Origin of the sequence: [Enterobacter] lignolyticus SCF1 (assembly GCF_000164865.1) — a bacterium.
Lineage (GTDB): Bacteria > Pseudomonadota > Gammaproteobacteria > Enterobacterales > Enterobacteriaceae > Enterobacter_B > Enterobacter_B lignolyticus.
Map to the genome: position 1 here is coordinate 4,750,382 of NC_014618.1, position 25,258 is coordinate 4,775,639.

At 55.3% G+C, this 25,258-nt stretch carries 20 protein-coding genes, 1 tRNA gene and 3 rRNA genes; 9 read left to right on the top strand and 15 right to left on the bottom strand.

The features are described 5' to 3' along the window. The first annotated feature begins 9 nt into the window (after positions 1 to 9). Positions 10 to 924 (top strand): acyltransferase, encoded by a 915-nt coding sequence (locus ENTCL_RS22025; protein ID WP_013368330.1) that lies wholly within the window; start codon positions 10 to 12, stop codon positions 922 to 924. 47 nt (positions 925 to 971) lie between these two features. Here ENTCL_RS22025 and dsbA read toward each other — a convergent pair whose 3' ends face one another. From dsbA to ENTCL_RS22040, 3 genes are all read right to left on the bottom strand, one after another. Continuing rightward, complete coding sequence (gene dsbA, locus ENTCL_RS22030; protein ID WP_013368331.1) at positions 972 to 1,595, bottom strand: thiol:disulfide interchange protein DsbA; 624 nt, start codon at positions 1,593 to 1,595, stop codon at positions 972 to 974. 26 nt (positions 1,596 to 1,621) lie between these two features. Further along, positions 1,622 to 2,608 (bottom strand): serine/threonine protein kinase, encoded by a 987-nt coding sequence (locus ENTCL_RS22035; RefSeq protein WP_013368332.1) that lies wholly within the window; start codon positions 2,606 to 2,608, stop codon positions 1,622 to 1,624. A gap of 76 nt (positions 2,609 to 2,684) precedes the next feature. Then, positions 2,685 to 2,954 (bottom strand): YihD family protein, encoded by a 270-nt coding sequence (locus ENTCL_RS22040; RefSeq protein WP_013368333.1) that lies wholly within the window; start codon positions 2,952 to 2,954, stop codon positions 2,685 to 2,687. 69 nt (positions 2,955 to 3,023) lie between these two features. Between ENTCL_RS22040 and mobA the strand changes: the two genes are divergently transcribed. Together mobA and mobB are read left to right on the top strand one after the other, a co-directional pair. Next, positions 3,024 to 3,608 carry a molybdenum cofactor guanylyltransferase MobA gene (gene mobA, locus ENTCL_RS22045; RefSeq protein ID WP_013368334.1) on the top strand — a complete coding sequence of 195 codons (585 nt, stop codon included), beginning with the start codon at positions 3,024 to 3,026 and terminating at the stop codon, positions 3,606 to 3,608. Next, positions 3,605 to 4,120 carry a molybdopterin-guanine dinucleotide biosynthesis protein MobB gene (mobB, locus tag ENTCL_RS22050; RefSeq protein WP_013368335.1) on the top strand — a complete coding sequence of 172 codons (516 nt, stop codon included), beginning with the start codon at positions 3,605 to 3,607 and terminating at the stop codon, positions 4,118 to 4,120. Before mobA ends, mobB begins: the two co-directional genes overlap by 4 nt. A gap of 241 nt (positions 4,121 to 4,361) precedes the next feature. Here mobB and rrf read toward each other — a convergent pair. From rrf to ENTCL_RS22070, 4 genes are all read right to left on the bottom strand, one after another. Beyond that, positions 4,362 to 4,477, bottom strand: a 5S ribosomal RNA gene (gene rrf, locus ENTCL_RS22055). Between the two features lie 65 nt (positions 4,478 to 4,542). After that, positions 4,543 to 7,448: ribosomal RNA gene (locus ENTCL_RS22060) — 23S ribosomal RNA — on the bottom strand. Between the two features lie 194 nt (positions 7,449 to 7,642). Then, positions 7,643 to 7,718 (bottom strand) — tRNA-Glu (locus ENTCL_RS22065). Positions 7,719 to 7,806: 88 nt separating this feature from the next. Continuing rightward, positions 7,807 to 9,347 (bottom strand): 16S ribosomal RNA (locus ENTCL_RS22070). The 16S, 23S and 5S rRNA genes sit together here with 1 tRNA gene alongside, the layout of an rRNA operon. 491 nt (positions 9,348 to 9,838) lie before the next feature. Here ENTCL_RS22070 and ENTCL_RS22075 point away from each other — a divergent pair. Then, positions 9,839 to 10,534, top strand: a complete 696-nt coding sequence (locus tag ENTCL_RS22075) for a FadR/GntR family transcriptional regulator (RefSeq protein WP_013368336.1) — start codon at positions 9,839 to 9,841, stop codon at positions 10,532 to 10,534. Positions 10,535 to 10,551: 17 nt separating this feature from the next. Continuing rightward, on the top strand, positions 10,552 to 11,949 hold the full coding sequence (gene mdtD / locus ENTCL_RS22080) for a multidrug transporter subunit MdtD (protein WP_013368337.1): 1,398 nt from the start codon (positions 10,552 to 10,554) through the stop codon (positions 11,947 to 11,949). On the opposite strand, the gene rbsR is transcribed toward mdtD, so the two are convergent. The 7 genes from rbsR to kup all read right to left on the bottom strand — a co-directional run bounded on the left by rbsR (position 11,946) and on the right by kup (position 19,861). After that, positions 11,946 to 12,929 carry a ribose operon transcriptional repressor RbsR gene (rbsR, locus tag ENTCL_RS22085; protein ID WP_044612040.1) on the bottom strand — a complete coding sequence of 328 codons (984 nt, stop codon included), beginning with the start codon at positions 12,927 to 12,929 and terminating at the stop codon, positions 11,946 to 11,948. The two genes, mdtD and rbsR, sit on opposite strands and share 4 nt — an antisense overlap. 12 nt (positions 12,930 to 12,941) lie before the next feature. Beyond that, positions 12,942 to 13,871 carry a ribokinase gene (gene rbsK / locus ENTCL_RS22090; RefSeq protein ID WP_013368339.1) on the bottom strand — a complete coding sequence of 310 codons (930 nt, stop codon included), beginning with the start codon at positions 13,869 to 13,871 and terminating at the stop codon, positions 12,942 to 12,944. Between the two features lie 106 nt (positions 13,872 to 13,977). Next, complete coding sequence (gene rbsB, locus ENTCL_RS22095; RefSeq protein WP_013368340.1) at positions 13,978 to 14,868, bottom strand: ribose ABC transporter substrate-binding protein RbsB; 891 nt, start codon at positions 14,866 to 14,868, stop codon at positions 13,978 to 13,980. A gap of 27 nt (positions 14,869 to 14,895) precedes the next feature. Beyond that, complete coding sequence (gene rbsC, locus ENTCL_RS22100; RefSeq protein WP_013368341.1) at positions 14,896 to 15,861, bottom strand: ribose ABC transporter permease; 966 nt, start codon at positions 15,859 to 15,861, stop codon at positions 14,896 to 14,898. 5 nt (positions 15,862 to 15,866) lie between these two features. Then, the gene (rbsA, locus tag ENTCL_RS22105; protein WP_013368342.1) at positions 15,867 to 17,372 is read right to left on the bottom strand and encodes a ribose ABC transporter ATP-binding protein RbsA; all 1,506 of its coding nucleotides are present in this window, start codon (positions 17,370 to 17,372) and stop codon (positions 15,867 to 15,869) included. A gap of 7 nt (positions 17,373 to 17,379) precedes the next feature. Next, positions 17,380 to 17,799, bottom strand: a complete 420-nt coding sequence (gene rbsD / locus ENTCL_RS22110) for a D-ribose pyranase (RefSeq protein WP_013368343.1) — start codon at positions 17,797 to 17,799, stop codon at positions 17,380 to 17,382. Positions 17,800 to 17,992: 193 nt separating this feature from the next. Continuing rightward, positions 17,993 to 19,861 (bottom strand): low affinity potassium transporter Kup, encoded by a 1,869-nt coding sequence (gene kup / locus ENTCL_RS22115; RefSeq protein ID WP_013368344.1) that lies wholly within the window; start codon positions 19,859 to 19,861, stop codon positions 17,993 to 17,995. Between the two features lie 228 nt (positions 19,862 to 20,089). On the opposite strand from kup, the gene ravA reads away from it, so the two are divergent. Continuing rightward, positions 20,090 to 21,586 carry an ATPase RavA gene (ravA, locus tag ENTCL_RS22120; RefSeq protein WP_013368345.1) on the top strand — a complete coding sequence of 499 codons (1,497 nt, stop codon included), beginning with the start codon at positions 20,090 to 20,092 and terminating at the stop codon, positions 21,584 to 21,586. Next, a complete protein-coding gene (gene viaA, locus ENTCL_RS22125) occupies positions 21,586 to 23,037 on the top strand; it encodes an ATPase RavA stimulator ViaA (RefSeq protein WP_013368346.1) in 1,452 nt (483 codons plus the stop codon). The genes ravA and viaA overlap by 1 nt, the downstream gene beginning before the upstream one ends. Here viaA and asnA read toward each other — a convergent pair whose 3' ends face one another. Further along, a complete protein-coding gene (gene asnA / locus ENTCL_RS22130; protein WP_013368347.1) occupies positions 23,038 to 24,030 on the bottom strand; it encodes an aspartate--ammonia ligase in 993 nt (330 codons plus the stop codon). 149 nt (positions 24,031 to 24,179) lie between these two features. Here asnA and asnC point away from each other — a divergent pair, with 149 nt between their 5' ends. Continuing rightward, positions 24,180 to 24,638 (top strand): transcriptional regulator AsnC, encoded by a 459-nt coding sequence (gene asnC, locus ENTCL_RS22135; protein ID WP_013368348.1) that lies wholly within the window; start codon positions 24,180 to 24,182, stop codon positions 24,636 to 24,638. Between the two features lie 91 nt (positions 24,639 to 24,729). Then, positions 24,730 to 25,170, top strand: coding sequence for an FMN-binding protein MioC (mioC, locus tag ENTCL_RS22140; RefSeq protein WP_013368349.1), 441 nt, complete (start codon positions 24,730 to 24,732; stop codon positions 25,168 to 25,170). Positions 25,171 to 25,258: the final 88 nt, after the last annotated feature.

The window sequence follows — 25,258 nt, forward strand, 5'->3', positions numbered from 1 at the left end:
AAATTGATTATGTCGAGATTGCTCGCTGCGATAACGCTTCTGCTGAGTATCGCTCTTACCATTGTAGTCACCGTGATCTGTTCGGTGCCGATTATTATCGCCGGGATCATTAAGCTGCTGCTGCCCGTTCCTGCGGTCTGGCGCTCAATCTCCGTCTTCTGCAATCTGATGATGTACTGCTGGTGCGCCGGGCTTGCGGTACTGCTGCGCCTGAACCCGCGGCTACAGTGGGATGTTGAAGGGCTGGAAGGACTCAATAAAAAGAACTGGTACCTGCTGATATGCAACCATCACAGCTGGGCAGACATCGTGGTGCTGTGCGTACTGTTCCGTAAACATATCCCAATGAATAAGTACTTTCTGAAGCAACAGCTTGCCTGGGTGCCTTTCATCGGCCTGGCATGTTGGGCGCTGGATATGCCGTTTATGCGCCGCTATTCCCGCGGCTACCTTATCCGCCACCCGGAACGTCGCGGAAAAGATGTCGAAACCACCCGTCGCTCCTGCGAGAAGTTTCGCGCGCATCCGACGACTATCGTTAACTTTGTCGAAGGCTCCCGCTTTACCGAAGAAAAGCGCCGCCAGACGCGTTCCCCGTTCAAAAACCTGCTGCCGCCAAAAGCGGCGGGTATTGCGATGGCGCTAAACGTGCTGGGTACCCAGTTCGATAAGCTGCTGGACGTCACGCTGTGCTACCCGGAAAACGACAAGACTCCGTTTTATGACATGCTGAGCGGTAAACTGACGCGCATTGTGGTGCGCATCAACCTGGTGTCCGTCAACGATGAGCTGCACGGCGATTACGTCAACGATAAGAACTTTAAGCGCGGATTCCAGCAGTGGCTGAACGTCCTGTGGAACGATAAAGATGTGCTGATTGAAGACATTAAAGCGGGACGGGCGGCGGAGAAAAAGCGAGCCTGAAAAGCAGATACCAGAAATGAAAACGCCGGTCAGTGACCGGCGTTTTTTTATTTTTTCTCAACCAGTTGCTTCACGGTATCAGCATATTGCTGAACGAAAGCGTCCATGTTGCTGGTGTCCATACCCTGCGGGTTCAGCTGGTATTTACCGTTAACAAACATGGCCGGCACGCCCTGCAGCTGCAGATCGGCTGCCGCTTTTTCCTGCTGCGCGACCAGCGATTTCACTACGAAACTGTTCCAGGCCGCGTCGTAGTCTTCACCTTTCACGCCGGCGTTAACAAAGACCTGGCGAATATCGGCAACGGTCTGAACGGTTTGTGTTTTCTGCACAGCTTCAAACATCGGCGCCGTGATCTGGTCTTCCACGCCCAGCGCCATTGCCACTGCCCAGGCCTGAGTCAGGTCTTTACCCAACGGTCCCAGGAACTCCACGTGGTATTTGGTCATTTTGGTGCCTTCCGGCAGCTTTTTCTTCACCGTATCGGAAACGTGCAGCACTTCCTCAAACTGGTAGCAGTGCGGGCAATAAAATGAGAAGAACTCAAGCACCTGTGGTTCACCGGCAACCGGCTTATCAAGGGTGGTATATTCCTTACCATCGGTGATCTGCGCAGCCGATGCGCTGAATGCCAGAATCATTCCTGCCAGCGCCAGCCAAATTTTCTTCATGGTCAACTCTCTCCTGAATATGTCAGTTAATACATTGGCGTTAATTGTAACGGAGGTTCCTGAAGAACCCGTGCTTGTTCCAAAAACATTTTTATTTGGTTGCGCCAGCTATCTTCCTCGGCAAGCCAGGGGAAGTTCACCGGAAACGCAGGGTCATCCCAACGGCGGATTAACCACGCCAGGTAATACACCATCCGCATGGCGCGCAACGGTTCGATGAAGGCTAGCTCAGCGGTGTCGAAGGTACTGAACTCTTCATAGGCTTCAAGAATGATATCGAGCTGCATGCGGCGCTCGGCGTTATCGCCATGCAGCAACATCCACAGATCCTGAACCGCCGGACCGTTACGCGCGTCGTCCAGATCGACAAACAGCGGACCGTCACGCCACAGAATATTCCCGGCATGGCAGTCACCGTGCAGACGCAGAGGGGTAAAGCGGTTGTGCCACAGCCCCATCACCGCGTCGATCAGTTTATCTACTGCGGCAAGAAGCTCACCTTTAAGGGATGATGGAATAAGCGATGTGTTTTCAAACACATGGCGAGGTTCAAGCAGATACTCCTTCACCCCAATACCCGGACGCGCAACAAAGTTTTTTTTACGCCCGGTCTGATGCAGACGGCCCAGGTAGCGCCCCACCCACTCCATTTGATCGAGATTATCCGGCTCAAACTGACGACCGCCGACGCTTGGGAAGACCGCGAAAAAGAAGCCCTGATGAGAGAGCAGCGTCTGGTTATTGAAAACCACGGGAGCGGCAACAGGTACGCCATCCGCCTGCAGCTCAAGAGCGAACTGGTGTTCTTCGTTGATTTGTTCGGCTGACCAGCGCTGTGGGCGGTAGAACTTCACCACGAAACGACGCCTGTCTTCATCCTGAAACTGCCAGACGCGGTTTTCATAGCTGTTAAGCGGGGTCAACCCCGAATCCACCCGGATCCCCTGCTCAAACAGCGCATCCATGATGGTATCCGGGTGTAATGTCTGGAAAGTAAAAGCCTTGTCGTTCATCCGATTATCCGGAAATTACTACGAATGATTCAGGATATCATTTCACGACGATTTCGGTTGCGCCGCTTACAAGCTTTTACTCTTTAATTACGCCGCGTGCGCGCAGCAGCGCGGTTTTGAAATCCTCTTCATAGTCTTTCTGAATGCCAGGGATCGCCGCATCTTTCGCGGAATCACGCATCTTAAGATGGTAGATCAGGATATCGTCAGAAAGGTCGGTCAGTTCACCGTCAAAACCTGACTCCTTCGCCAGTTTCTGCAAAAATTGCATAAGATTCAGATCTGGCTCTTTCTGCCAGGCCGTCTGGAGGAGTTCAATCACTTCGTTAAGACGTTTACATTTCATTGTCATGCTCCTTACGCTTGATAGGCACACGTTAACAGGGTCAAACCCACAATAAAAGAGGCGATATTGGTGAATCAGGATCGGGCAATTACCGGGGTGATACTGGCTGGCGGCCGGGCGACGCGCATGGGAGGTAAAGATAAAGGATTACAGCCGCTTAATGGGAAACCGTTATGGCGCCATGTCGCTGATGCTCTGCAAAAGCAGGTAGGACAACTCGCCATTAGCGCCAACCGACATCTTGCTATCTACCGGGAGAGCGGTTTCGCCGTCTATCCGGACAGCGTGGCAAACTATCCAGGCCCGCTGGCGGGAATGCTCTCCGTCATGCAGCAGGCCGATGGCGAATGGTTCCTGTTTTGCCCCTGCGACACCCCGTTTATTCCCGCTACGCTGGCCGAACGCTTTTGGCAGCAAAAGGACGCAGCACCGGTGGTATGGGCCCATGACGGCGAGCGCGATCACCCGGCCATTGCGCTGGTTAACCGCAGTATCATACCGCAGCTGCTGGAGTATCTTACGCAGGGCGAACGTCGGGTAATGGTTTTTATGCGAAAGGCCGGTGGGCATCCGGTTGATTTTAGCGACAACCATGATGCCTTTATTAATGTGAATACGCTGGGCGATTTACAGCATATGCAGGAGAAGTCGTGATCCCACTGTTAGCCGTAGCGGCCTGGAGCGGTACAGGCAAAACAACGCTGCTGAAAGCCCTGATCCCGCTGCTATGTGCGCAGGGTATTCGCCCGGGGTTAATTAAACACACCCACCATAATATGGACGTCGATATTCCCGGGAAAGACAGCTACGAGCTGCGTAAAGCAGGCGCCGCACAAACTATTGTGGCCAGCGCGCAGCGCTGGGCGTTGATGACGGAAACGCCGGAAGAAAATGAACTGGATTTGCATTACCTGGTAAGCCGTCTGGATCCATCGACGTTAGATTTGGTGCTGGTAGAAGGGTTTAAACACGAAGCGGTGCCCAAGATCCTGCTGTTCCGATCGGGTACGGGTCATCGCATCGAAGAACTGACGCTTGATGCGCACGTCATCGCCGTCGCCAGCGACATTGCTTTACCGTTGAGCGTGCCGGTACTGGATCTCAACAATCCTGCCGCTATCGCGTTGTTTATTAAAACGTGGATCGCCGCAGCAAATACGGCCTGATGCTCTTTTTCGCAAGAAAAGGACAAAAACGCAAAAAGCCCATCCGTCAGGATGGGCTCTTCACTTGATTGATGCCTGGCAGTTGTATGCCGGGCTTCCTGCCCGGCACCCTGCGGGCAGCACTCCGTGCTGTGCAAATCCGCTCCCGGCGGATTTGTCCTACTCAGGAGAGCGCTCACCGACAAGCAACACGTAAAACAAAAGGCCCAGTCTTCCGACTGAGCCTTTCATTTTAATTGATGCCTGGCAGTTCCCTACTCTCACATGGGGAGACCCCACACTACCATCGGCGCTACGGCGTTTCACTTCTGAGTTCGGCATGGGGTCAGGTGGGACCACCGCGCTGTTGCCGCCAGGCAAATTCTGTTATCTGTATCAGGCTGAAAATCATCTCAAATCCGCCAAAACATCTTCGGCGTTGTAAGGTTAAGCCTCACGGTTCATTAGTACCGGTTAGCTCAACGCATCGCTGCGCTTACACACCCGGCCTATCAACGTCGTCGTCTTCAACGTTCCTTCAGGAGACTTAAAGTCTCAGGGAGAACTCATCTCGGGGCAAGTTTCGTGCTTAGATGCTTTCAGCACTTATCTCTTCCGCATTTAGCTACCGGGCAATGCCATTGGCATGACAACCCGAACACCAGTGATGCGTCCACTCCGGTCCTCTCGTACTAGGAGCAGCCCCCCTCAATTCTCCAGCGCCCACGGCAGATAGGGACCGAACTGTCTCACGACGTTCTAAACCCAGCTCGCGTACCACTTTAAATGGCGAACAGCCATACCCTTGGGACCTACTTCAGCCCCAGGATGTGATGAGCCGACATCGAGGTGCCAAACACCGCCGTCGATATGAACTCTTGGGCGGTATCAGCCTGTTATCCCCGGAGTACCTTTTATCCGTTGAGCGATGGCCCTTCCATTCAGAACCACCGGATCACTATGACCTGCTTTCGCACCTGCTCGCGCCGTCACGCTCGCAGTCAAGCTGGCTTATGCCATTGCACTAACCTCCTGATGTCCGACCAGGATTAGCCAACCTTCGTGCTCCTCCGTTACTCTTTGGGAGGAGACCGCCCCAGTCAAACTACCCACCAGACACTGTCCGCAACCCGGATTACGGGTCCACGTTAGAACATCAAACATTAAAGGGTGGTATTTCAAGGTTGGCTCCATGCAGACTGGCGTCCACACTTCAAAGCCTCCCACCTATCCTACACATCAAGGCTCAATGTTCAGTGTCAAGCTATAGTAAAGGTTCACGGGGTCTTTCCGTCTTGCCGCGGGTACACTGCATCTTCACAGCGAGTTCAATTTCACTGAGTCTCGGGTGGAGACAGCCTGGCCATCATTACGCCATTCGTGCAGGTCGGAACTTACCCGACAAGGAATTTCGCTACCTTAGGACCGTTATAGTTACGGCCGCCGTTTACCGGGGCTTCGATCAAGAGCTTCTCCTTACGGATAACCCCATCAATTAACCTTCCGGCACCGGGCAGGCGTCACACCGTATACGTCCACTTTCGTGTTTGCACAGTGCTGTGTTTTTAATAAACAGTTGCAGCCAGCTGGTATCTTCGACTGATTTCAGCTCCACCCGCAGGGGCTTCACCTACATATCAGCGTGCCTTCTCCCGAAGTTACGGCTACCATTTTGCCTAGTTCCTTCACCCGAGTTCTCTCAAGCGCCTTGGTATTCTCTACCTGACCACCTGTGTCGGTTTGGGGTACGATTTCGTGTTACCTGATGCTTAGAGGCTTTTCCTGGAAGCAGGGCATCTGTCACTTCAGCACCGTAGTGCCTCGTCATCACGCCTCAGTGTTAAAGTGCTCCGGATTTGCCTGGAACACACACCTACACGCTTAAACCGGGACGACCGTCGCCCGGATGACATAGCCTTCTCCGTCCCCCTTCGCAGTAACACCAAGTACAGGAATATTAACCTGTTTCCCATCGACTACGCCTTTCGGCCTCGCCTTAGGGGTCGACTCACCCTGCCCCGATTAACGTTGGACAGGAACCCTTGGTCTTCCGGCGAGCGGGCTTTTCACCCGCTTTATCGTTACTTATGTCAGCATTCGCACTTCTGATACCTCCAGCATGCCTCACAGCACACCTTCAACGGCTTACAGAACGCTCCCCTACCCAACAACGCCTAAGCGTCGCTGCCGCAGCTTCGGTGCATGGTTTAGCCCCGTTACATCTTCCGCGCAGGCCGACTCGACCAGTGAGCTATTACGCTTTCTTTAAATGATGGCTGCTTCTAAGCCAACATCCTGGCTGTCTGTGCCTTCCCACATCGTTTCCCACTTAACCATGACTTTGGGACCTTAGCTGGCGGTCTGGGTTGTTTCCCTCTTCACGACGGACGTTAGCACCCGCCGTGTGTCTCCCGTGATAACATTCTTCGGTATTCGCAGTTTGCATCGGGTTGGTAAGTCGGGATGACCCCCTAGCCGAAACAGTGCTCTACCCCCGAAGATGAGTTCACGAGGCGCTACCTAAATAGCTTTCGGGGAGAACCAGCTATCTCCCGGTTTGATTGGCCTTTCACCCCCAGCCACAAGTCATCCGCTAATTTTTCAACATTAGTCGGTTCGGTCCTCCAGTTAGTGTTACCCAACCTTCAACCTGCCCATGGCTAGATCACCGGGTTTCGGGTCTATACCCTGCAACTTAACGCCCAGTTAAGACTCGGTTTCCCTTCGGCTCCCCTATTCGGTTAACCTTGCTACAGAATATAAGTCGCTGACCCATTATACAAAAGGTACGCAGTCACCCCATTAAAGAGGCTCCCACTGCTTGTACGTACACGGTTTCAGGTTCTTTTTCACTCCCCTCGCCGGGGTTCTTTTCGCCTTTCCCTCACGGTACTGGTTCACTATCGGTCAGTCAGGAGTATTTAGCCTTGGAGGATGGTCCCCCCATATTCAGACAGGATACCACGTGTCCCGCCCTACTCTTCGAGTTCACAGCGTGTGCATTTTCGTGTACGGGGCTGTCACCCTGTATCGCCGGACTTTCCAGACCGTTCCACTAACACACGCGCTGATTCAGACTCTGGGCTCCTCCCCGTTCGCTCGCCGCTACTGGGGGAATCTCGGTTGATTTCTTTTCCTCGGGGTACTTAGATGTTTCAGTTCCCCCGGTTCGCCTCATTAACCTATGGATTCAGTTAATGATAGTGTGTCGAAACACACTGGGTTTCCCCATTCGGACATCGCCGGGTCAAAGGTTCATATCACCTCGCCGGCGCTTTTCGCAGATTAGCACGTCCTTCATCGCCTCTGACTGCCAGGGCATCCACCGTGTACGCTTAGTCGCTTAACCTCACAACCCGAAGATGTTTCTTTCGATTCATCACCGGTTTGCGATAATTTGAGAGACTCGAACACACCATTAAAGATGTGTCGTTTCAATTTTCAGCTTGATCCAGATTTTTAAAGAGCAAATATCTCAAACATGACTCGGAAGTCAGTTTTGAGATACTGAGGCAGGCGACTTTCACTCACACAACCAGCAAGTGGCGTCCCCTAGGGGATTCGAACCCCTGTTACCGCCGTGAAAGGGCGGTGTCCTGGGCCTCTAGACGAAGGGGACACTGAAGTCTGCTTCGGCAAGACGCCTTGCTTTTTTACTTTTCATCAGACTAATCTGTGTGAGCACTACAAAGGCAGGTTCTTTAAGGTAAGGAGGTGATCCAACCGCAGGTTCCCCTACGGTTACCTTGTTACGACTTCACCCCAGTCATGAATCACAAAGTGGTAAGCGCCCTCCCGAAGGTTAAGCTACCTACTTCTTTTGCAACCCACTCCCATGGTGTGACGGGCGGTGTGTACAAGGCCCGGGAACGTATTCACCGTGACATTCTGATTCACGATTACTAGCGATTCCGACTTCATGGAGTCGAGTTGCAGACTCCAATCCGGACTACGACATACTTTATGAGGTCCGCTTGCTCTCGCGAGGTCGCTTCTCTTTGTATATGCCATTGTAGCACGTGTGTAGCCCTGGTCGTAAGGGCCATGATGACTTGACGTCATCCCCACCTTCCTCCAGTTTATCACTGGCAGTCTCCTTTGAGTTCCCGGCCTAACCGCTGGCAACAAAGGATAAGGGTTGCGCTCGTTGCGGGACTTAACCCAACATTTCACAACACGAGCTGACGACAGCCATGCAGCACCTGTCTCACGGTTCCCGAAGGCACTAAGGCATCTCTGCCAAATTCCGTGGATGTCAAGACCAGGTAAGGTTCTTCGCGTTGCATCGAATTAAACCACATGCTCCACCGCTTGTGCGGGCCCCCGTCAATTCATTTGAGTTTTAACCTTGCGGCCGTACTCCCCAGGCGGTCTATTTTAACGCGTTAGCTCCGGAAGCCACTCCTCAAGGGAACAACCTCCAAATAGACATCGTTTACGGCGTGGACTACCAGGGTATCTAATCCTGTTTGCTCCCCACGCTTTCGCACCTGAGCGTCAGTCTTCGTCCAGGGGGCCGCCTTCGCCACCGGTATTCCTCCAGATCTCTACGCATTTCACCGCTACACCTGGAATTCTACCCCCCTCTACGAGACTCAAGCCTGCCAGTTTCGAATGCAGTTCCCAGGTTGAGCCCGGGGATTTCACATCCGACTTGACAGACCGCCTGCGTGCGCTTTACGCCCAGTAATTCCGATTAACGCTTGCACCCTCCGTATTACCGCGGCTGCTGGCACGGAGTTAGCCGGTGCTTCTTCTGCGAGTAACGTCAATCACTGCGGTTATTAACCACAATGCCTTCCTCCTCGCTGAAAGTACTTTACAACCCGAAGGCCTTCTTCATACACGCGGCATGGCTGCATCAGGCTTGCGCCCATTGTGCAATATTCCCCACTGCTGCCTCCCGTAGGAGTCTGGACCGTGTCTCAGTTCCAGTGTGGCTGGTCATCCTCTCAGACCAGCTAGGGATCGTCGCCTAGGTGAGCCGTTACCCCACCTACTAGCTAATCCCATCTGGGCACATCTGATGGCATGAGGCCCGAAGGTCCCCCACTTTGGTCTTGCGACGTTATGCGGTATTAGCTACCGTTTCCAGTAGTTATCCCCCTCCATCAGGCAGTTTCCCAGACATTACTCACCCGTCCGCCGCTCGTCACCCGAGAGCAAGCTCTCTGTGCTACCGCTCGACTTGCATGTGTTAGGCCTGCCGCCAGCGTTCAATCTGAGCCATGATCAAACTCTTCAATTTAAAAGTTTGATGCTCTTAGAATTAAACTTCGTAATGAATTACGTGTTCACTCCAGAGACTTGGTATTCATTTAGTGTCCGAGGACATTAAGAATCCATGTCACTTTGAGTGCCCACACAGATTGTCTGATAAATTGTTAAAGAGCAGTGCCGCGTTGTTTTTCGCTGCGGCGCGGGGTGTGCATATTACGCTTTCCCGCTTCAGAGTCAAGCATTTATTTTTACTTTTCTCTGCGGCGTTCCCGCTGGCTTTCGCCGGAGAACCCCGCTGACCCGGCGGCCTGTATGCCGTTGTTCCGTGTCAGTGGAGGCGCATTATAGGGAGTAATTCTGAAGTGACAAGAGGAAATTTGAAAAATTTTACCGTTCGTGTTTTTTTTCACCAAAACAGCCCGGAAAGTACCATTAATTGCGCTATCTGCTGTTTTAAACACCGCAAAACCGCGCTGAGTGGCATACTAGAAATGGAAAATAAAGAAAGGAATGACATTTATGTCCTTAAGCGCGCAGCAGCTTGCAGCTCAAAAAAACATATCCTGGGTTCTGGCGGAGAAGCTGGCTCAGAAAATATTAACCGGGGAATATCCGCCGGAAAGCATTCTCCCCGGAGAAATAGAGTTAGGTGAGCAGTTCGGCGTGAGCCGCACCGCCGTTCGCGAAGCGGTGAAGACATTAACCGCGAAAGGTATGGTCTTACCGCGCCCACGTATCGGCACCCGGGTGATGCCCCGCAGCGACTGGAACTTCCTGGATAAAGAGCTGCTCTCCTGGTGGCTGACCGAAGATAACTTTGAAGATGTTGTGCAGCATTTTCTCGTTATGCGCAGCAGCCTCGAGCCGCAGGCCTGTATGCTGGCGGCGACGTTTGGCAGCGCGGAGCAAAAAGCGCAGCTCAACACGTTGATGGAAGAAATGGTGCAGTTGAAGAGAGTCTTCAACCGCCCGCGCTGGATTGAAGTCGACATGGCCTGGCATGAACAGATTTACGAAATGAGCGCCAATCCGTTTTTGACCTCCTTCGCCTCGCTGTTTCACTCCGTTTATCAGACCTACTTTGCCGCCATCACCCAAAATGACGTGGTCAAACTGGAGCTCCATCAGGCCATTGTGGATGCGATACAGGAGAGCGATGGCCCCCGCGCATACGCCGCGTGCCAGGCGCTGCTGCTTGCGCCAAACGCCAGCTAAGGAATAAAGAGCACGGGATGACAGAAAAAAAAGCACGCAGTATGGCCGGTCTGCCGTGGATCGCCGCGATGGCTTTCTTTATGCAGGCGCTGGATGCCACCATCCTTAATACCGCGCTACCAGCCATTGCGCAGAGCCTGAACCGTTCGCCGCTGGCCATGCAGTCCGCCATTATCAGCTATACCCTGACGGTCGCAATGCTGATCCCGGTGAGCGGCTGGCTGGCGGATCGCTTCGGCACCCGCCGCGTCTTTATGGTTGCCGTGAGCCTGTTTACGCTCGGCTCCCTTGCCTGCGCCCTGTCTAATTCTCTGCTGGAGCTGGTCGTCTTTCGCGTGATTCAGGGCATTGGCGGCGCCATGATGATGCCGGTTGCCCGCCTGGCCTTATTACGCGCCTATCCGCGAAGCGAGCTGCTGCCGGTACTCAATTTTGTAACGATGCCAGGACTCGTCGGTCCGATACTGGGCCCGGTACTCGGCGGCATCCTGGTCACCTGGGCAACCTGGCACTGGATTTTCCTCATCAACATTCCGATTGGCGTGGCCGGGCTGATTTACGCGCGTAAATATATGCCGAATTTCACTACCCCTCGTCGCCGTTTTGATACGACCGGTTTTCTGCTGTTTGGCTTAAGCCTGGTGCTGTTTTCCAGCGGCGTTGAGCTGTTCGGGGAAAAAATCGTATCAACCTGGCTTGCGCTGGCTATCGTCGCCATCAGCCTGACGCTGCTGGCAGCCTACATTTTCCACGCGCGCCGCCATCCCACCCCGCTTATCGCGCTGCCGCTGTTCAGAACACGCACCTTTTCCGTCGGTATTGCCGGTAACCTGGCCACCCGTCTGGGAACCGGCTGCGTTCCCTTCCTGATGCCGCTGATGCTGCAGGTCGGTTTTGGGTATCCGGCGATTATTGCCGGCTGCATGATGGCGCCGACCGCCGTCGGTTCGATTATCGCCAAATCGACGGTGACGCAGGTTCTTAACTGGTTCGGTTACCGGAAAACGCTGGTTGGGATCACCCTGTTTATCGGGCTGATGATTGCGCAGTTCTCGCTGCAGACGCCGTCGATGCCGGTCTGGATGCTAATCCTGCCGCTGTTTGTGCTGGGGATGGCGATGTCGACGCAGTTTACCTCGATGAACACCATTACCCTTGCCGACCTGACGGACGAAAACGCCAGCAGCGGCAACAGCGTGCTGGCGGTAACGCAGCAGCTGTCCATCAGCCTTGGCGTGGCAATCAGCGCGGCGGTGCTGCGCTTCTACGAAGGCATCGACGGTACGAACACCGTTGAGCAGTTCCACTACACCTTTATTACGATGGGGGCGATCACCATTGTGTCGGCTGTGATGTTTATGCTGCTGAAGCCAAAGGATGGCCGCAACATGATTAAGGAGCGGCACAAACGCTAAGCGGAACCTCTCACCACCAGCTCGGGCGTTAGCTGTACACGCTGCTGCTTCTGCCCGGGCTGCGCCATCCGATGGATAAGCACATCGATGGCCAGCTCTCCCAGCTCATCCTTCGGCTGATGGATGGTCGTCAGCGGCGGCGTCATATAGCGGGCGAGCTCAATATCATCATAGCCAATAACCGCCATATCCTGCGGGATCCGCAAACCGGCCTGATACAGCGCCTGGTAGGCGCCCACGGCCATGGCGTCGTTACCGACAAAAACCGCATGAGGCGGCTCGGGAAGCGCAAGCAGCGTCTGCATCGCGGTAAACCCGCCGCCGAATTCAAAATCGCTGGTGATAATGTAGCCCTGCGCGATCGGCAGGGCGCAGCGCTGCATCGCCGCCTGATAGCCTTCCAGCCGCAGACGGGCCGGGGTTTTATCCAGCGGACCGGCGATGCAGGCAATGCGGGTATATCCCTGGTCGATTAAATACTGGGTCGCCATATCACCGCCCAGCAGGGAATTGTCCTGAATCAGATCGCTGTCGCCGTCAAACGGCGCCCAGTCCATCATCACCGTCGGAATCGACGGATAGCGCTGCATAATTTCCTGCGACGGCTGATGGGTTTCGGTGCACAGCAGCAGTAAACCATCGACGCGTTTTTGCATCAGCGTCTCAAGGTTACGGTTCATTCGCTGCTCATCGCCTTCGGTGTTGCATAGCACCAGGCTGTAGCCGCGTTCAAAGCAGCTGCGCTCAACGCCGCGCACCAGTTCGGAATAAAACGGGTTGGTACTGGCGGTGATCAGCATGCCGATTGTGCGGGTCTGGTTGAGCTTGAGGCTGCGCGCCAGCGCGGACGGCGCATAGTTGAGGCTTTTGATCGCCGCCTGCACTTTGTCAGTGATAGCCTCGCTGACAAAACGGTCTTTATTAATGACGTGAGAAACGGTTGAAGTGGAAACGCCCGCTTCGCGGGCTACATCCTTCATGGTAGCCAAGCATTACCTCTGCTGACGTAAGAATTCATCAATCTCTTCGCGCCATGGAACGGAGGGCTGCGCCCCTTTGCGGGTCACGGCGATTGCCGCCGCCGCATGGGCAAAACGCAGCGCCTCTGGCAACGGTTTATCTTCCAGTAATGCGGTCATCAGCGCGCCGTTGAAGGTATCACCGGCGGCGATAGTATCAACCGCTTTTACGCGAAAACCTGCAACGCGCTGGCCTTTGCCCTGCTGGCTGGCCCACACGCCGCGGCTGCCGAGCGTAATAATCACGCTGTCGATACCCTTGGCATGCAGCGCCTGCGCCGCTTTCGCCGCGTCGTCATCGTTCGTCACCCGAATGCCCGTCAGCTTTTCTGCTTCGGTTTCGTTTGGCGTGATGATATCCACCAGCGCCAGCAGTTCATCCGGCAACGCACGGGCCGGGGCCGGGTTAAGCACCACGGTCGTCTTGTTCTGGTGGGCGATTTTCGCCGCCGCCATGACGCTTTCCAGCGGAGATTCCAGCTGCATTAACAGCGCATCGGCGCTGGCGATGCGCGCCTGCTCGTCGGCCACTTGCGCGGGTAAGAGCGCCGCGTTTGCGCCGGCATGAATGCCGATAACATTCTCCCCTTCCGCGTTGACGAAAATCAGCGCAACGCCGGTCGATTCGTCTTTCACCGCCCGCACTGGCGCAACGTCAATGTTGTCGCAGGCGAGCTGCTTGCGGATACGCTCGCCGATGTCGTCATCACCGGTACAGGCGATAAACGCAATCTTCGCGCCGCTGCGCCCGGCCGCGACGGCCTGGTTTGCGCCTTTACCGCCGAACGCGACCTGATAATGGTGCCCGGTGACGGTTTCGCCGGGTGTCGGGAAAGCATCAAGGTTGAGAATGTGATCGGCATTGATACTGCCAAGGACGACGAGATTGCCTGTGTTTTTCATGTTAAGTCAGTCCGTAAAGTGCGCCACCGAAGTGAGCTCCGGTGGCGCATGCCCTGCTTTTCTTTTTTACGTTGTCCCTCAGACCTTATCAGATCTGAATCGCGAGTTACTGCTTGATGACCAGCTTCAGGTCAACCGGATACTTGGCCTGAACCTTCTCGCCTTTCAGTACCTTATCCGCAGTTTCAACGCCTTTCGCGCCAATCTGCTCCGGCAACTGGGCAACGGTCGCCGCCAGTTTGCCATCATTTACCGCTTTTTCACCATCCGGCGTGCCGTCAAATCCGACAACCATCACATCGGATTTACCTGCCGTCTGCAGCGCGCGCAGCGCACCCAGCGCCATTTCATCGTTTTGGGCGAATACGGCCTGCACGTCCGGATGCGCGGTCAGCAGGTTCTGCATGACGTTCAGACCTTTAGTACGGTCGAAGTCTGCCGGCTGGCTGGCCAGTACGTTAAATTTGTGCGCCGCAACGGCCTGCTGGAAGCCTTCGCCACGCTCGCGTGCCGCAGACGTTCCGGCGATGCCCTGCAGTTCGATAACTTTGGCGCCTTCACCGGCTTTTTTAGCGATGTAGTCGCCCGCAATTTTACCGCCCAGCACGTTGTCAGACGCAATGTGGCTTACCACTTCGCCTTTAGCGGCGACGCGGTCAAGCGTAATCACCGGGATCTTCGCCTGGTTCGCCATCTTAACGGCGTTACCTACCGCGTCGGAATCGGTCGGGTTGATCAGCAGAATTTTGGTACCGCGAACGGTTAAGTCCTGAACGTTTGCCAGCTCTTTCGCCGGGTTGTTCTGGGAATCCAGCACCACCAGGTTATAGCCCAGTTTGTCCGCTTCTTTCTGCGCGCCGTCCTTCAGGGAAACGAAAAACGGGTTATTCAGGGTAGAGATGACCAGCGCAATGGTGTCTTTCGCCATCGCATTTGCGCTTACGGTTGCGCTCAACGCAACAGCAGAGACCAGGGTAGCCAGTTTTTTCATGTTCATATCAGAGATGTCCTGTAGTGTCGTCAGTTACTGCTTTTTGTTGTCTACCAGCACCGCCAGCAAAATCACCACCGCTTTGACGATCATCTGGTAATAGGAGGAAACACCTAACAAATTCAAACCATTATTCAGGAAACCAAGAATCAGTGCGCCGATCAACGTCCCAACAATGCGACCTTTACCCCCCGCAAGGCTGGTGCCGCCAAGCACCACCGCCGCGATAGCGTCCAGCTCATAGCCGGTACCCGCCGTTGGCTGCGCCGAGGAGAGGCGCGCCACCTCAATGATGCCCGCCAGCGACGCCAGCAAACCGCACAGCGAATAAACGATAATTTTCACTTTGTTGACGCTAATACCGGACAGGCGCGTCGCCGCTTCGTTACCGCCCAGCGCATAAATATAGCGGCCGAGACGAGTATGGTGCAGCATGTACCATGCCGCCAGGAAGACAATCGCCATGATCCACACCGGCGTCGGGATACCCAGCGGGCGGCCGATACCAAACCAGCCAAACAGATCGGCATTATCGGTAAAGCCGGTATTCACCGGGCTGCCGTTGGTGTACACCATGGTGACGCCGCGCAGCAGCAGCATCATCACCAGGGTGGCGATAAACGCCTGAACGCGCCCCTTCGCGACAATCACGCCGGTCACGGCGCCAATGGCCGCTCCTAATGCGAGGGCGGCAGCAACAGCGACCAGCGCATTCACCTCAACGCCGACAATGGATGCAGCTACCGCGCCGGTCAGCGCCAGCAGAGAACCGACGGACAGATCGATCCCCGAGGTCAAAATGACCAGCGTCATTCCCACCGCCATAATGGCGTTAACGGAGGTTTGCTGCAGGATATTGAACAGGTTGTTGACGGTAAAAAAGTTCGGACTCATGGTCGAAACAATCGCAATCAGCACCAGCAGGGCAATCAGCGATTTTTGCTCCATCAGCCATGCTTTAGTGAAATAACGGCGACCAGTAGCAGCCTGGGTAGTCATCTTTTTTACTCCTGATTCACACGATTAAGCTTGCCCACAGCGGCAGCCATCAATACTTCCTGAGTGGCCTGCTCGCGTGTGAATTCACCGCTGAGATGCCCTTCGTGCATCACGATGATGCGATCGCTCATGCCCAGCACTTCCGGCATCTCAGACGAGACGAGAATTATGCTCAGGCCGTCAGCTTTAAACTGGTTAATCAGCTGATAAATCTCTTTTTTCGCCCCAACGTCGACGCCGCGGGTCGGCTCATCAAGGATCAGCACTTTTGGCCGGGTCATCAGACCGCGGGCAATCGCCACTTTCTGCTGATTGCCTCCGGAAAGCAGGCCAATCGCCTGTTCCATTGAGGGCGTTTTAACGTTAAACAGACGGATAAAATCGCTCACCGCCTGCTGTTCATCTTTGTGCTTCAGGCTTCCGCCGCTGCGGCTGAAGTAGCGCAGCGCGGTCAGGGACATGTTCTCTTTTACCGACATGCCCAGCACCAGGCCGTCGCGCTTGCGGTCTTCAGAGATATAGACGATGCCATTGGCGAGACCATCCTGCGGAGAACGGGTCACCACCTCATGGCCATCCAGCGTAACGTAGCCGCTGGCGCGCGGCAGCGCGCCGTACAGCACCTTCATCAGCTCCGTGCGCCCCGCGCCCATCAGGCCAGATACGCCGAGAATCTCGCCTTCTCGCAGGGTAAAGCTGACGTTTTCTACCCCCGGGCCGCACAGGTTATCCACCTTCAGGCGAACATCGCCCACCGCTTTATCGAGATGCGGATACTGATCTTCAAGCTTACGACCCACCATCATTTCAATCAGCGAATCTTCGGTAAGCGATGCCACTTCACGCTCGGCGATAAACTGTCCGTCGCGGAAGACCGTCACATCGTCGCAAATCTCGAAGATCTCTTTCATACGGTGGGAAATATAGACGATGCCGCGCCCCTGCGATTTCAGCTCGCGGATAACGCGGAACAGCGATTCGGTTTCGGTATCGGTGAGCGCGTCGGTCGGCTCGTCCATAATGATGACCTTCGACTCGAAGCTCAGCACCTTGGCGATTTCCACCATCTGCTGGTCGCCGATCGACAGTTCCCCCACCAGCCTGTCGCTTTTAAAGCGCAGGTTCAGCTTCGCCAGCAGCCTGTCGGCTTCGGCGTACATGGTTTTCCAGTCGATTTTGCCGAAGCGGTTAACGAATTCGCGGCCGAGGAAGATATTCTCCGCAATCGTGAGCTGCGGGATCAGGTTCAGCTCCTGGTGAATAATGCCGATCCCGGCTTCCTGCGACGACTTCGGGCCGGTGAAGGTGGTGTCTTTTCCCAGCCACAGCAGCGAACCGGCATCGCGGGTATAGATGCCGGTCAGCACTTTCATCATGGTGGATTTACCGGCGCCGTTCTCGCCCACCAGCGCCATTACGCGCCCCGGATAGACATTCAGCGACGCGCCGGAAAGGGCTTTTACGCCCGGGAATGATTTGTCGATGCCTTTAAGCTGCAGTAATGCGTCCATGATGGCCTCAGAACGTGACGCCAGCACAGAGAATGATATTCGCATACGGGGAACACTCCCCGCTGCGAATTACCGCCTGACTGTCTGCGGTTTGTTTTTTGAACTGCTCATGGGTGGTGTAACGAATTTCTATGGTATTTCCCTGGTGTTGTTGCAGTTGCTCAATATGGCTGAGCAACGTTTCGTGAAGCTGCGGATTATGTTGTTTGATTTCCGCTGCGAGAATGGCCGCCTCAACCTGCATTTCCGCGGTTACCACGTCCAGCACCTGCATAAATGAAGGCACCCCCTGGGTTAGCGCCATATCAATACGCTGCGTGCTGTGAGGAACGGGTAAACCTGCATCACACACCACCAGCGTATCGGTATGCCCAAGACGGGATATGACCGAGGAAATTTCAGAATTAAGTACCGCACCTTTCTTCATCTTTCTGCTCCACTAGCGAAACGTTTCGCTGAAATAAGTGTAGCCGTAAGAGTGCTCAGAAAACCATCATGACGTAACAGAATTGTGATCAACGTCGAAACGTTTCGCTAAGTGAAATGCGGGGAAGGTAAATGTAAAACGGTAACCAGGAGGTTACCGTTTTTTTGTTTGCGCTCTCACTCCGCAGAGGAGATTAAATCTCGACCTGCGTTCCCAGCTCAATCACGCGGTTAGGCGGGATCTCAAACTGGTCAGGCGCGCGCAGGGCGTTACGCTGCAGAATCAGATACAGCTTGCCGCGCAGGCGCAGATACCACGGTCTGTCGCCGATGATTAACGACTCGTGGGACATAAAGAACGATGTCTCCATCATCCGACAGCTCAGCCCCTCCAGCCCACAGCGGTGGAAGACCTCTTCCACGTTTGGCGTCTCACGCCATCCGTAGCTTGCCACCACGCGCCAGAACGACGGCGACAGCTGCTCAATCTGCACGCGGCGGACGTTATGCACATAAGGGGCATCTTCCGTACGCAGGGTCAGCAGGATCACGCGCTCATGCAGCACCTTGTTGTGCTTCAGGTTATGCAGCATGGCGAATGGAATCACGTTCAGGGCGCGGGACATATACACAGCGGTTCCCGGCACGCGCACCGGCGGCGATTTCTCCAGCGAGGCGATCATCGCCTCCAGTGAGTTACCGTGCTCATGCATACGACGCAGCAGGCGGAAGCGCTCGCTTTTCCAGGTGGTCATGATAATGAACATCACCAGACCCAGGCTCAGCGGCAGCCAGCCGCCGGAGAACAGCTTATCGAGGTTCGCCGAGAACAGCGGTACATCGACGAACAGGAAAGCGACAAGGATGCATCCCACAAGATACTTGTTCCAGTGCCAGTTTCTGAACGCCACCGTTGTAGAAAGAATGGAGGTCAGCACCATCGTCCCCGTCACCGCAATACCGTATGCCGCCGCCAGGTTGCTGGAGTGCTCAAAGCTCACGATAACGATGACGACCGCCACGTACAGCATCCAGTTAACGAACGGAATGTAGATCTGCCCGGACTCCATTTCCGACGTATGAATGATGCGCATTGGCGACAGATAGCCCAGACGAACCGCCTGACGGGTCAGGGAGAATACGCCGGAGATAACCGCCTGCGACGCGATAACCGTCGCCAGGGTGGCGATGATAAGCATCGGGATCAGCGCCCATTCCGGCGCCAGTAAGAAGAACGGGTTCTTAATCGCTTCCGGATTTTTCAGCAGCAGCGCGCCCTGGCCAAAATAGTTAAGCGCCAGCGACGGTAGCACCACCGTAAACCAGGCGACGCGAATCGGCAGCTTGCCGAAATGGCCCATATCCGCATACAGCGCTTCCACACCGGTAATGGACAGCACTACCGCGCCTAACGCGATAAAGGAAACCGTTTTGTACTCGAGGAAAAAGTGGACTGCCCAGTAAGGGTTCAGCGCCTGCAGTACTTCCGGGTTAGCGATGATGCCCCGCGCGCCCAGCACCGCCAGCAGCAGGAACCAGATAAGCATGATTGGGGCAAACAATTTCCCCACAATGCCGGTACCGTGCTTCTGGATGGCGAACAGCAGCGTGAGGACGAAGATAGATATCGGCACTATCCAGCTGTCGAGCTGCGGCGCGATAATTTCGAGCCCCTCTATCGCCGACATGACCGAAATGGCCGGGGTGATAACCACCTCGCCATAGAAGAAGCTGCCGCCGATAAGCCCGAGGATCACCAGCACCGAGGTCATCTTCGCCGACGTGTTGCGACCCGCCAGCGACATCAGCGTCAGGATCCCGCCTTCCCCGGCGTTATCCGCGCGCATCACGAAGGTAATGTACTTGATGGAAACGGTAAAAATCAGCAGCCAGAAAATCAGTGACAGAAACCCAAACACCGCATCACGTTCAACACCAAAACCGAACTGGCCGGACAAACATTCACGAAGCGTATACAGTGGGCTGGTCCCGATATCGCCGTAAACCACGCCAATTGCCGCGAGGGTTATCGCCGGCAACGATTGCTTATTATCAGTGCTCATAGACTAGTCTTTCGTTTATAAAACATTATAAAACAAATGTGTGCTTAGTCCCTTGGCCCACAAAAAGCGCACAGTATGCACGATTAAATGCGAAATCGTACCCCTAACTCAATGCAAATTAACCTGGCTCAAAGAAAATTCCGGCACTCCCCGCTCTATTACCCGTCCTGTACTAGCGGCTATAATCGCTTGATAGCTGGATAAAAAGCGGAGGGATACCACTCTATTATGGCGCAATCACATTTATTAGCAGAAAGAATTTCCCGGCTCAGCGGCGCGCTGGAAAAGGGCGTTTTCGAGCGTAGCCACACCATCCGGCTCTGTCTGCTGGCGGCGCTCAGCGGCGAGAGCGTTTTTCTCCTCGGGCCGCCCGGCATCGCGAAAAGCCTTATCGCCCGCCGCTTAAAATTCGCCTTCCGGCACGCCCGCGCCTTTGAATATCTGATGACCCGCTTTTCCACCCCTGAAGAAGTTTTCGGTCCTCTCTCCATTCAGGCGTTAAAAGATGAAGGGCGCTATGAGCGTCTGACCCAGGGGTATTTGCCAGAGGCCGAAATCGTTTTTCTTGACGAAATCTGGAAAGCGGGCCCGGCTATCCTTAACACCCTGCTTACCGCCATCAACGAACGCCACTTCCGCAACGGCGCCAGCGAAGCGAAAATCCCGATGCGCCTGCTGGTGGCGGCCTCCAATGAATTACCGGAAGCCGACAGCAGCCTTGAAGCGCTGTATGACCGTATGCTCATTCGCCTGTGGCTGGACAAGGTCCAGGAGAAGGGGAATTTTCGGTCGATGCTGATAAGCCAGCAGGATGAGACCAGCAACCCGGTGCCGGAAAGCCTCCAGGTGACCGACGAAGAGTTTTACCAGTGGCAGACGCAAATCGGCGCCGTGAAGCTCACCGACAGCGTCTTTGAGCTTATCTATCAGCTGCGTCAGCAGCTGGATACGCTTCCCAACGCCCCCTATGTGTCAGACCGTCGCTGGAAAAAAGCGATCCGCCTGCTGCAGGCCAGCGCCTTCTTTAGCGGACGCGACGCCATTGCGCCCGTGGATTTGATCCTGCTGAAAGACTGCCTGTGGCACGATGCGCAGAGCATGAATCTGATGCAGCAGCAGATAGACATATTGATGACCGGGCACGCCTGGCAGCAGCAGGCCATGCTCACCCGCCTGGGCGCCATTACCCAGCGCCGGCTGCAGCTTCAGCAGCAGCAAAGCGATAAAACAGCGCTGAAAGTGACTAAGCTCGGAGGAATGTTCAGCCGCAAACCGCACTATGAGCTACCGGCGGACCTGCAGGATGCTACGCTGACCCTGCTCCTGCAACAGCCGCTCAGGCTGCACGATATGAACGTTGTGCACATCACTATTGAGCGCCAGCCGCTGGCAAACTGGCTGGAAAAAGGCGGCGAGATCCGCGGCAAGCTCAACGGCATCGGTTTTGCGCAGGTGCTGAATATGGACGTCGACGGCGGCCAGCACCTGGTGGTCAGGGACGTCAGCCTGCAGGGCTCCCGCCTGTCGCTGCCGGGAAGCTCATCGTCTGGCAGCATGCCCGCCGAGATAAAACAGCAGCTGGACGCGCTCGAAGAAGAGTGGCACCAGCAGCACAACCGCTTTAGCGAACAGCAAAAGTGCCTGTTTATTCAGGGCGACTGGTTAGGTCGTATTGAGGCAAGCCTGCAGGACGTGGGCGCACAGATCAAACAGGCGCGACAATAATGCTCACTCTGGACACGCTCAATGTGATGCTGGCGGTCAGCGAGGAGGGATTGATCGAAGAGATGATCCTGGCCCTGCTGGCTTCCCCGCAGCTGGCCGTGTTCTTTGAAAAATTTCCGCGGCTGAAAAATGCCATCTCAGAAGATATTCCCCGCTGGCGGGAGGGGCTCCGGCGACGGCTCAAAGAGGTTCCGGTGCCTCAGGAGCTGAGCGAGGAGGTCGCCTGCTTCCAGCGCGCTCAGGCGCTGTCGACCACCCAGTTTATCGTGCAGCTGCCGCAAATTCTGGCGCTGCTGCATCAGGTCCACTCGCCGTTTGCCGCCCAGGCGCAGCAGCTGGTGGACGACAACGCCACCTTCACCGCCGCCATGCATACGCTGTTTTTGCAGCGCTGGCGGTTAAGCCTCGTGGTGCAGGCCACCACGCTTAACCAGCAGCTGCTGGAAGAAGAGCGCGAACAACTGCTCAGCGAAGTGCAGGAGAGGATGACGCTTAGCGGTCAGCTGGAGCCTATTCTGGTCGAAAACGAGAACGCCGCCGGGCGGTTGTGGGATATGAGCGCGGGCCAGCTCAGGCGTGGCGACTGGCAGCTTATCGTTAAATACGGCGATTTCCTCAGCCAGCAGCCCGAACTGATGAAGCTGGCGGAGCAGCTCGGCCGCTCCAGAGAGGCAAAATCGGTACCGAAGAAAGACGCGCCGATGGAAACCTTCCGTACGCTGGTGCGGGAACCGGCCACGGTGCCGGAACAGGTGGACGGCCTGCAGCGAAGCGACGATATCCTGCGCCTGCTGCCGCCGGAGCTGGCAACCCTCGGCATTACCGAACTGGAATATGAGTTTTACCGCCGGCTGGTGGAAAAACAGCTGCTCACCTACCGGCTGCACGGCGACGCCTGGCGGGAGAAAATCAGCGAACGCCCGGTGGTGCACCAGGATGTTGATGAACAGCCGCGCGGGCCGTTTATCGTCTGCGTAGATACCTCAGGCTCAATGGGCGGTTTTAACGAGCAGTGCGCCAAGGCCTTCTGCCTGGCGCTGATGCGGGTTGCCCTCGCCGACAACCGGCGCTGCTTTATTATGCTTTTCTCCAGCGAAGTGGTGCGCTACGAGCTGACGGGGCCGCACGGCATTGAGCAGGCGATCCGCTTCTTAAGCCAGCGCTTTCGTGGCGGTACGGATATCGCCAGCTGCTTTCGCGCCATTATCGAACGGCTGCAAAGCCCGGAGTGGCACGACGCCGATGCGGTGGTCATTTCCGATTTTATCGCCCAGCGGCTGCCGGACGACGTCGTGAGTAAGGTGGGGGAACTGCAGCGCCATCACCAGCACCGCTTTCATGCGGTGGCGATGTCAGCGCACGGCAAACCCGGCATCATGCGCATCTTCGATCATATCTGGCGCTTCGACACCGGGTTACGCAGCCGTCTTATCCGCCGCTGGCAGCGCTAATTACAGCAGCGAACCAACGCTTTCGCGTACCTGCTGCGGCCAGACGCCGCACTGCACCTGGCCGATATGCGACAGCTGCAGCAGCAGCATCGTTAAACGAGACTGGCCGATACCGCCGCCGATGGTCTGCGGCATTTCACCTCTGAGCAGCGCCTGGTGCCATTCGAGCTGCAGACGGTCTTCGTCCCCAGTGAGCGCTAACTGACGTTTTAACGCATCGGCATCCACGCGGATCCCCATAGATGAGAGTTCGAAGGCATCTTCCAGAACCGGGTTCCACACCAGAATATCGCCGTTGAGCCCGGCAAACTCACGTTCGCCGATGGTGCTCCAGTCGTCATAATCCGGCGCGCGCACGTCGTGGCGCTTACCGTCCGACAGCTTGCCGCCGATCCCGACCAGGAAAACGGCGCCCAGCTCTTTCGCGATCGCGCGCTCGCGGCCTTTGGCGTCAAGATCCGGGAAGCGGCTCAGCAGCTCCTGGCTGTGAACAAAGTGGATCGTCTCAGGCAGGAACGGCGTCAGGCCGAATTCCTGGCTGACCGCCGCTTCGGTCGCTTTGATCCCCGCGTAAATCGACTCTACGGTGGCTTTCAGCGTACCGGTATGGCGTTCGCCGTCACCCATCACGCGCTCCCAGTCCCACTGGTCGACGTATACGGAATGGATGGCGGAAAGTCGGTCTTCATCGGGGCGAAGGGCCTTCATGTGCGTGTACAGCCCTTCGCCCGCGCTGAAGTCGTGTTGTCCCAGGGTTTGACGCTTCCATTTCGCCAGTGAGTGAACCACTTCGAACTGGGCGTCAGGCAGTGTTTTCACTTTAACCTGCACCGCTTTTTCGCAGCCAGAAAGGTTATCCTGCGTCCCGTCTCCTACGCGGCTTAAGATCGGCGCCTGGACTTCAATCAGGCCAAGCTTCTCTTCAAGCTGGCGGGAAAAATGGGATTTAACGAAACTGATCTGGCGTTGTTTTGCGATATAAGCGGTTTTCATATTTATACTCCTGCGTCCTGTGCCATTGATTAAGCAACAAAACTGGCAACCAATTCAATAATCAAACAATAAAAAGCCCACTTCACTTTTAATTCATCAATACGAAGCGCTAAAATAGAGAGAATCATTAATCTTCATAAGAAAAAGCGATGGAAAATTATCAGATCGACAATCTGGACCGCGGCATTCTTGAGGCGCTGATGGCCAACGCCCGTACCGCTTATGCCGAACTGGCGAAGCAGTTTGGCGTCAGCCCCGGCACGATTCACGTCCGGGTAGAAAAAATGAAGCAGGCCGGTATTATCACCGGCGCGCGTATCGACGTGAGCCCGAAGCAGCTGGGCTACGATGTCTGCTGCTTCATCGGCATTATCCTGAAAAGCGCCAAAGACTATCCCTCCGCGCTGGCGAAACTGGAAAGTCTCGATGAGGTAACCGAGGCCTACTACACCACCGGCCACTACAGCATCTTTATTAAGGTGATGTGTCGCTCTATCGACGCGCTGCAGCAGGTACTTATCAACAAGATCCAAACAATCGATGAAATTCAGTCCACCGAGACGCTGATCTCCCTACAGAACCCGATCATGCGCACCATCCGCCCGTGATCGGGCTTTTTAATCCCACATCTTTCCACAGGTAGATCCCAGCTCGCACACAGCGTACAATACGCCACTCAGAGTGGTTGAGTGGACGATCATGGCAGATATAACCCTTATCAGCGGCAGCACCCTGGGCGGCGCCGAATATGTAGCGGAGCATCTGGCGGAAAAGCTGGAAGATGCGGGTTTTACGACGCAGACCCTGCACGGACCGCTGCTTGACGATCTTAATAAAGAAGGGATCTGGCTGGTTATCTGCTCCACCCACGGTGCAGGAGATATCCCGGACAATCTGCAGCCGTTCTACGATGCTATAAAGGAAGAAAAACCGGACCTGTCCGCCGTGCGCTTTGGCGCAGTGGGTATTGGCAGCCGGGAATACGACACCTTTTGCGGCGCCATCGAGAAAATCGACGATGCACTGAAGGCCTGCGGCGCAAAACAGCTCGGCGAAATGCTCAGAATCAACATCCTGGAACACGACATTCCGGAAGATCCGGCGGAAATCTGGCTCGGATCCTGGAAAAATTTGCTCTGAGAAGTGTAAAGATCGTGCGATCAACTGTGGATAACTCTGGTTAAAAGCTTGGATCAACCGGTAGTTATCCAATTAATAAGGTTTGGCT

Excerpts from the sequence above, each read along its gene's own strand:
- ENTCL_RS22025 (WP_013368330.1), top strand. The coding sequence starts at position 10 with ATGTCGAGATTGCTCGCTGCGATAACGCTTCTGCTGAGTATCGCTCTT.
- dsbA (WP_013368331.1), bottom strand. The coding sequence starts at position 1,595 with ATGAAGAAAATTTGGCTGGCGCTGGCAGGAATGATTCTGGCATTCAGC.
- ENTCL_RS22035 (WP_013368332.1), bottom strand. The coding sequence starts at position 2,608 with ATGAACGACAAGGCTTTTACTTTCCAGACATTACACCCGGATACCATC.
- ENTCL_RS22040 (WP_013368333.1), bottom strand. The coding sequence starts at position 2,954 with ATGAAATGTAAACGTCTTAACGAAGTGATTGAACTCCTCCAGACGGCC.
- ENTCL_RS22075 (WP_013368336.1), top strand. The coding sequence starts at position 9,839 with ATGTCCTTAAGCGCGCAGCAGCTTGCAGCTCAAAAAAACATATCCTGG.
- mdtD (WP_013368337.1), top strand. The coding sequence starts at position 10,552 with ATGACAGAAAAAAAAGCACGCAGTATGGCCGGTCTGCCGTGGATCGCC.
- rbsR (WP_044612040.1), bottom strand. The coding sequence starts at position 12,929 with ATGAAGGATGTAGCCCGCGAAGCGGGCGTTTCCACTTCAACCGTTTCT.
- rbsK (WP_013368339.1), bottom strand. The coding sequence starts at position 13,871 with ATGAAAAACACAGGCAATCTCGTCGTCCTTGGCAGTATCAATGCCGAT.
- rbsB (WP_013368340.1), bottom strand. The coding sequence starts at position 14,868 with ATGAACATGAAAAAACTGGCTACCCTGGTCTCTGCTGTTGCGTTGAGC.
- rbsC (WP_013368341.1), bottom strand. The coding sequence starts at position 15,861 with ATGACTACCCAGGCTGCTACTGGTCGCCGTTATTTCACTAAAGCATGG.
- rbsA (WP_013368342.1), bottom strand. The coding sequence starts at position 17,372 with ATGGACGCATTACTGCAGCTTAAAGGCATCGACAAATCATTCCCGGGC.
- rbsD (WP_013368343.1), bottom strand. The coding sequence starts at position 17,799 with ATGAAGAAAGGTGCGGTACTTAATTCTGAAATTTCCTCGGTCATATCC.
- kup (WP_013368344.1), bottom strand. The coding sequence starts at position 19,861 with ATGAGCACTGATAATAAGCAATCGTTGCCGGCGATAACCCTCGCGGCA.
- ravA (WP_013368345.1), top strand. The coding sequence starts at position 20,090 with ATGGCGCAATCACATTTATTAGCAGAAAGAATTTCCCGGCTCAGCGGC.
- viaA (WP_013368346.1), top strand. The coding sequence starts at position 21,586 with ATGCTCACTCTGGACACGCTCAATGTGATGCTGGCGGTCAGCGAGGAG.
- asnA (WP_013368347.1), bottom strand. The coding sequence starts at position 24,030 with ATGAAAACCGCTTATATCGCAAAACAACGCCAGATCAGTTTCGTTAAA.
- asnC (WP_013368348.1), top strand. The coding sequence starts at position 24,180 with ATGGAAAATTATCAGATCGACAATCTGGACCGCGGCATTCTTGAGGCG.
- mioC (WP_013368349.1), top strand. The coding sequence starts at position 24,730 with ATGGCAGATATAACCCTTATCAGCGGCAGCACCCTGGGCGGCGCCGAA.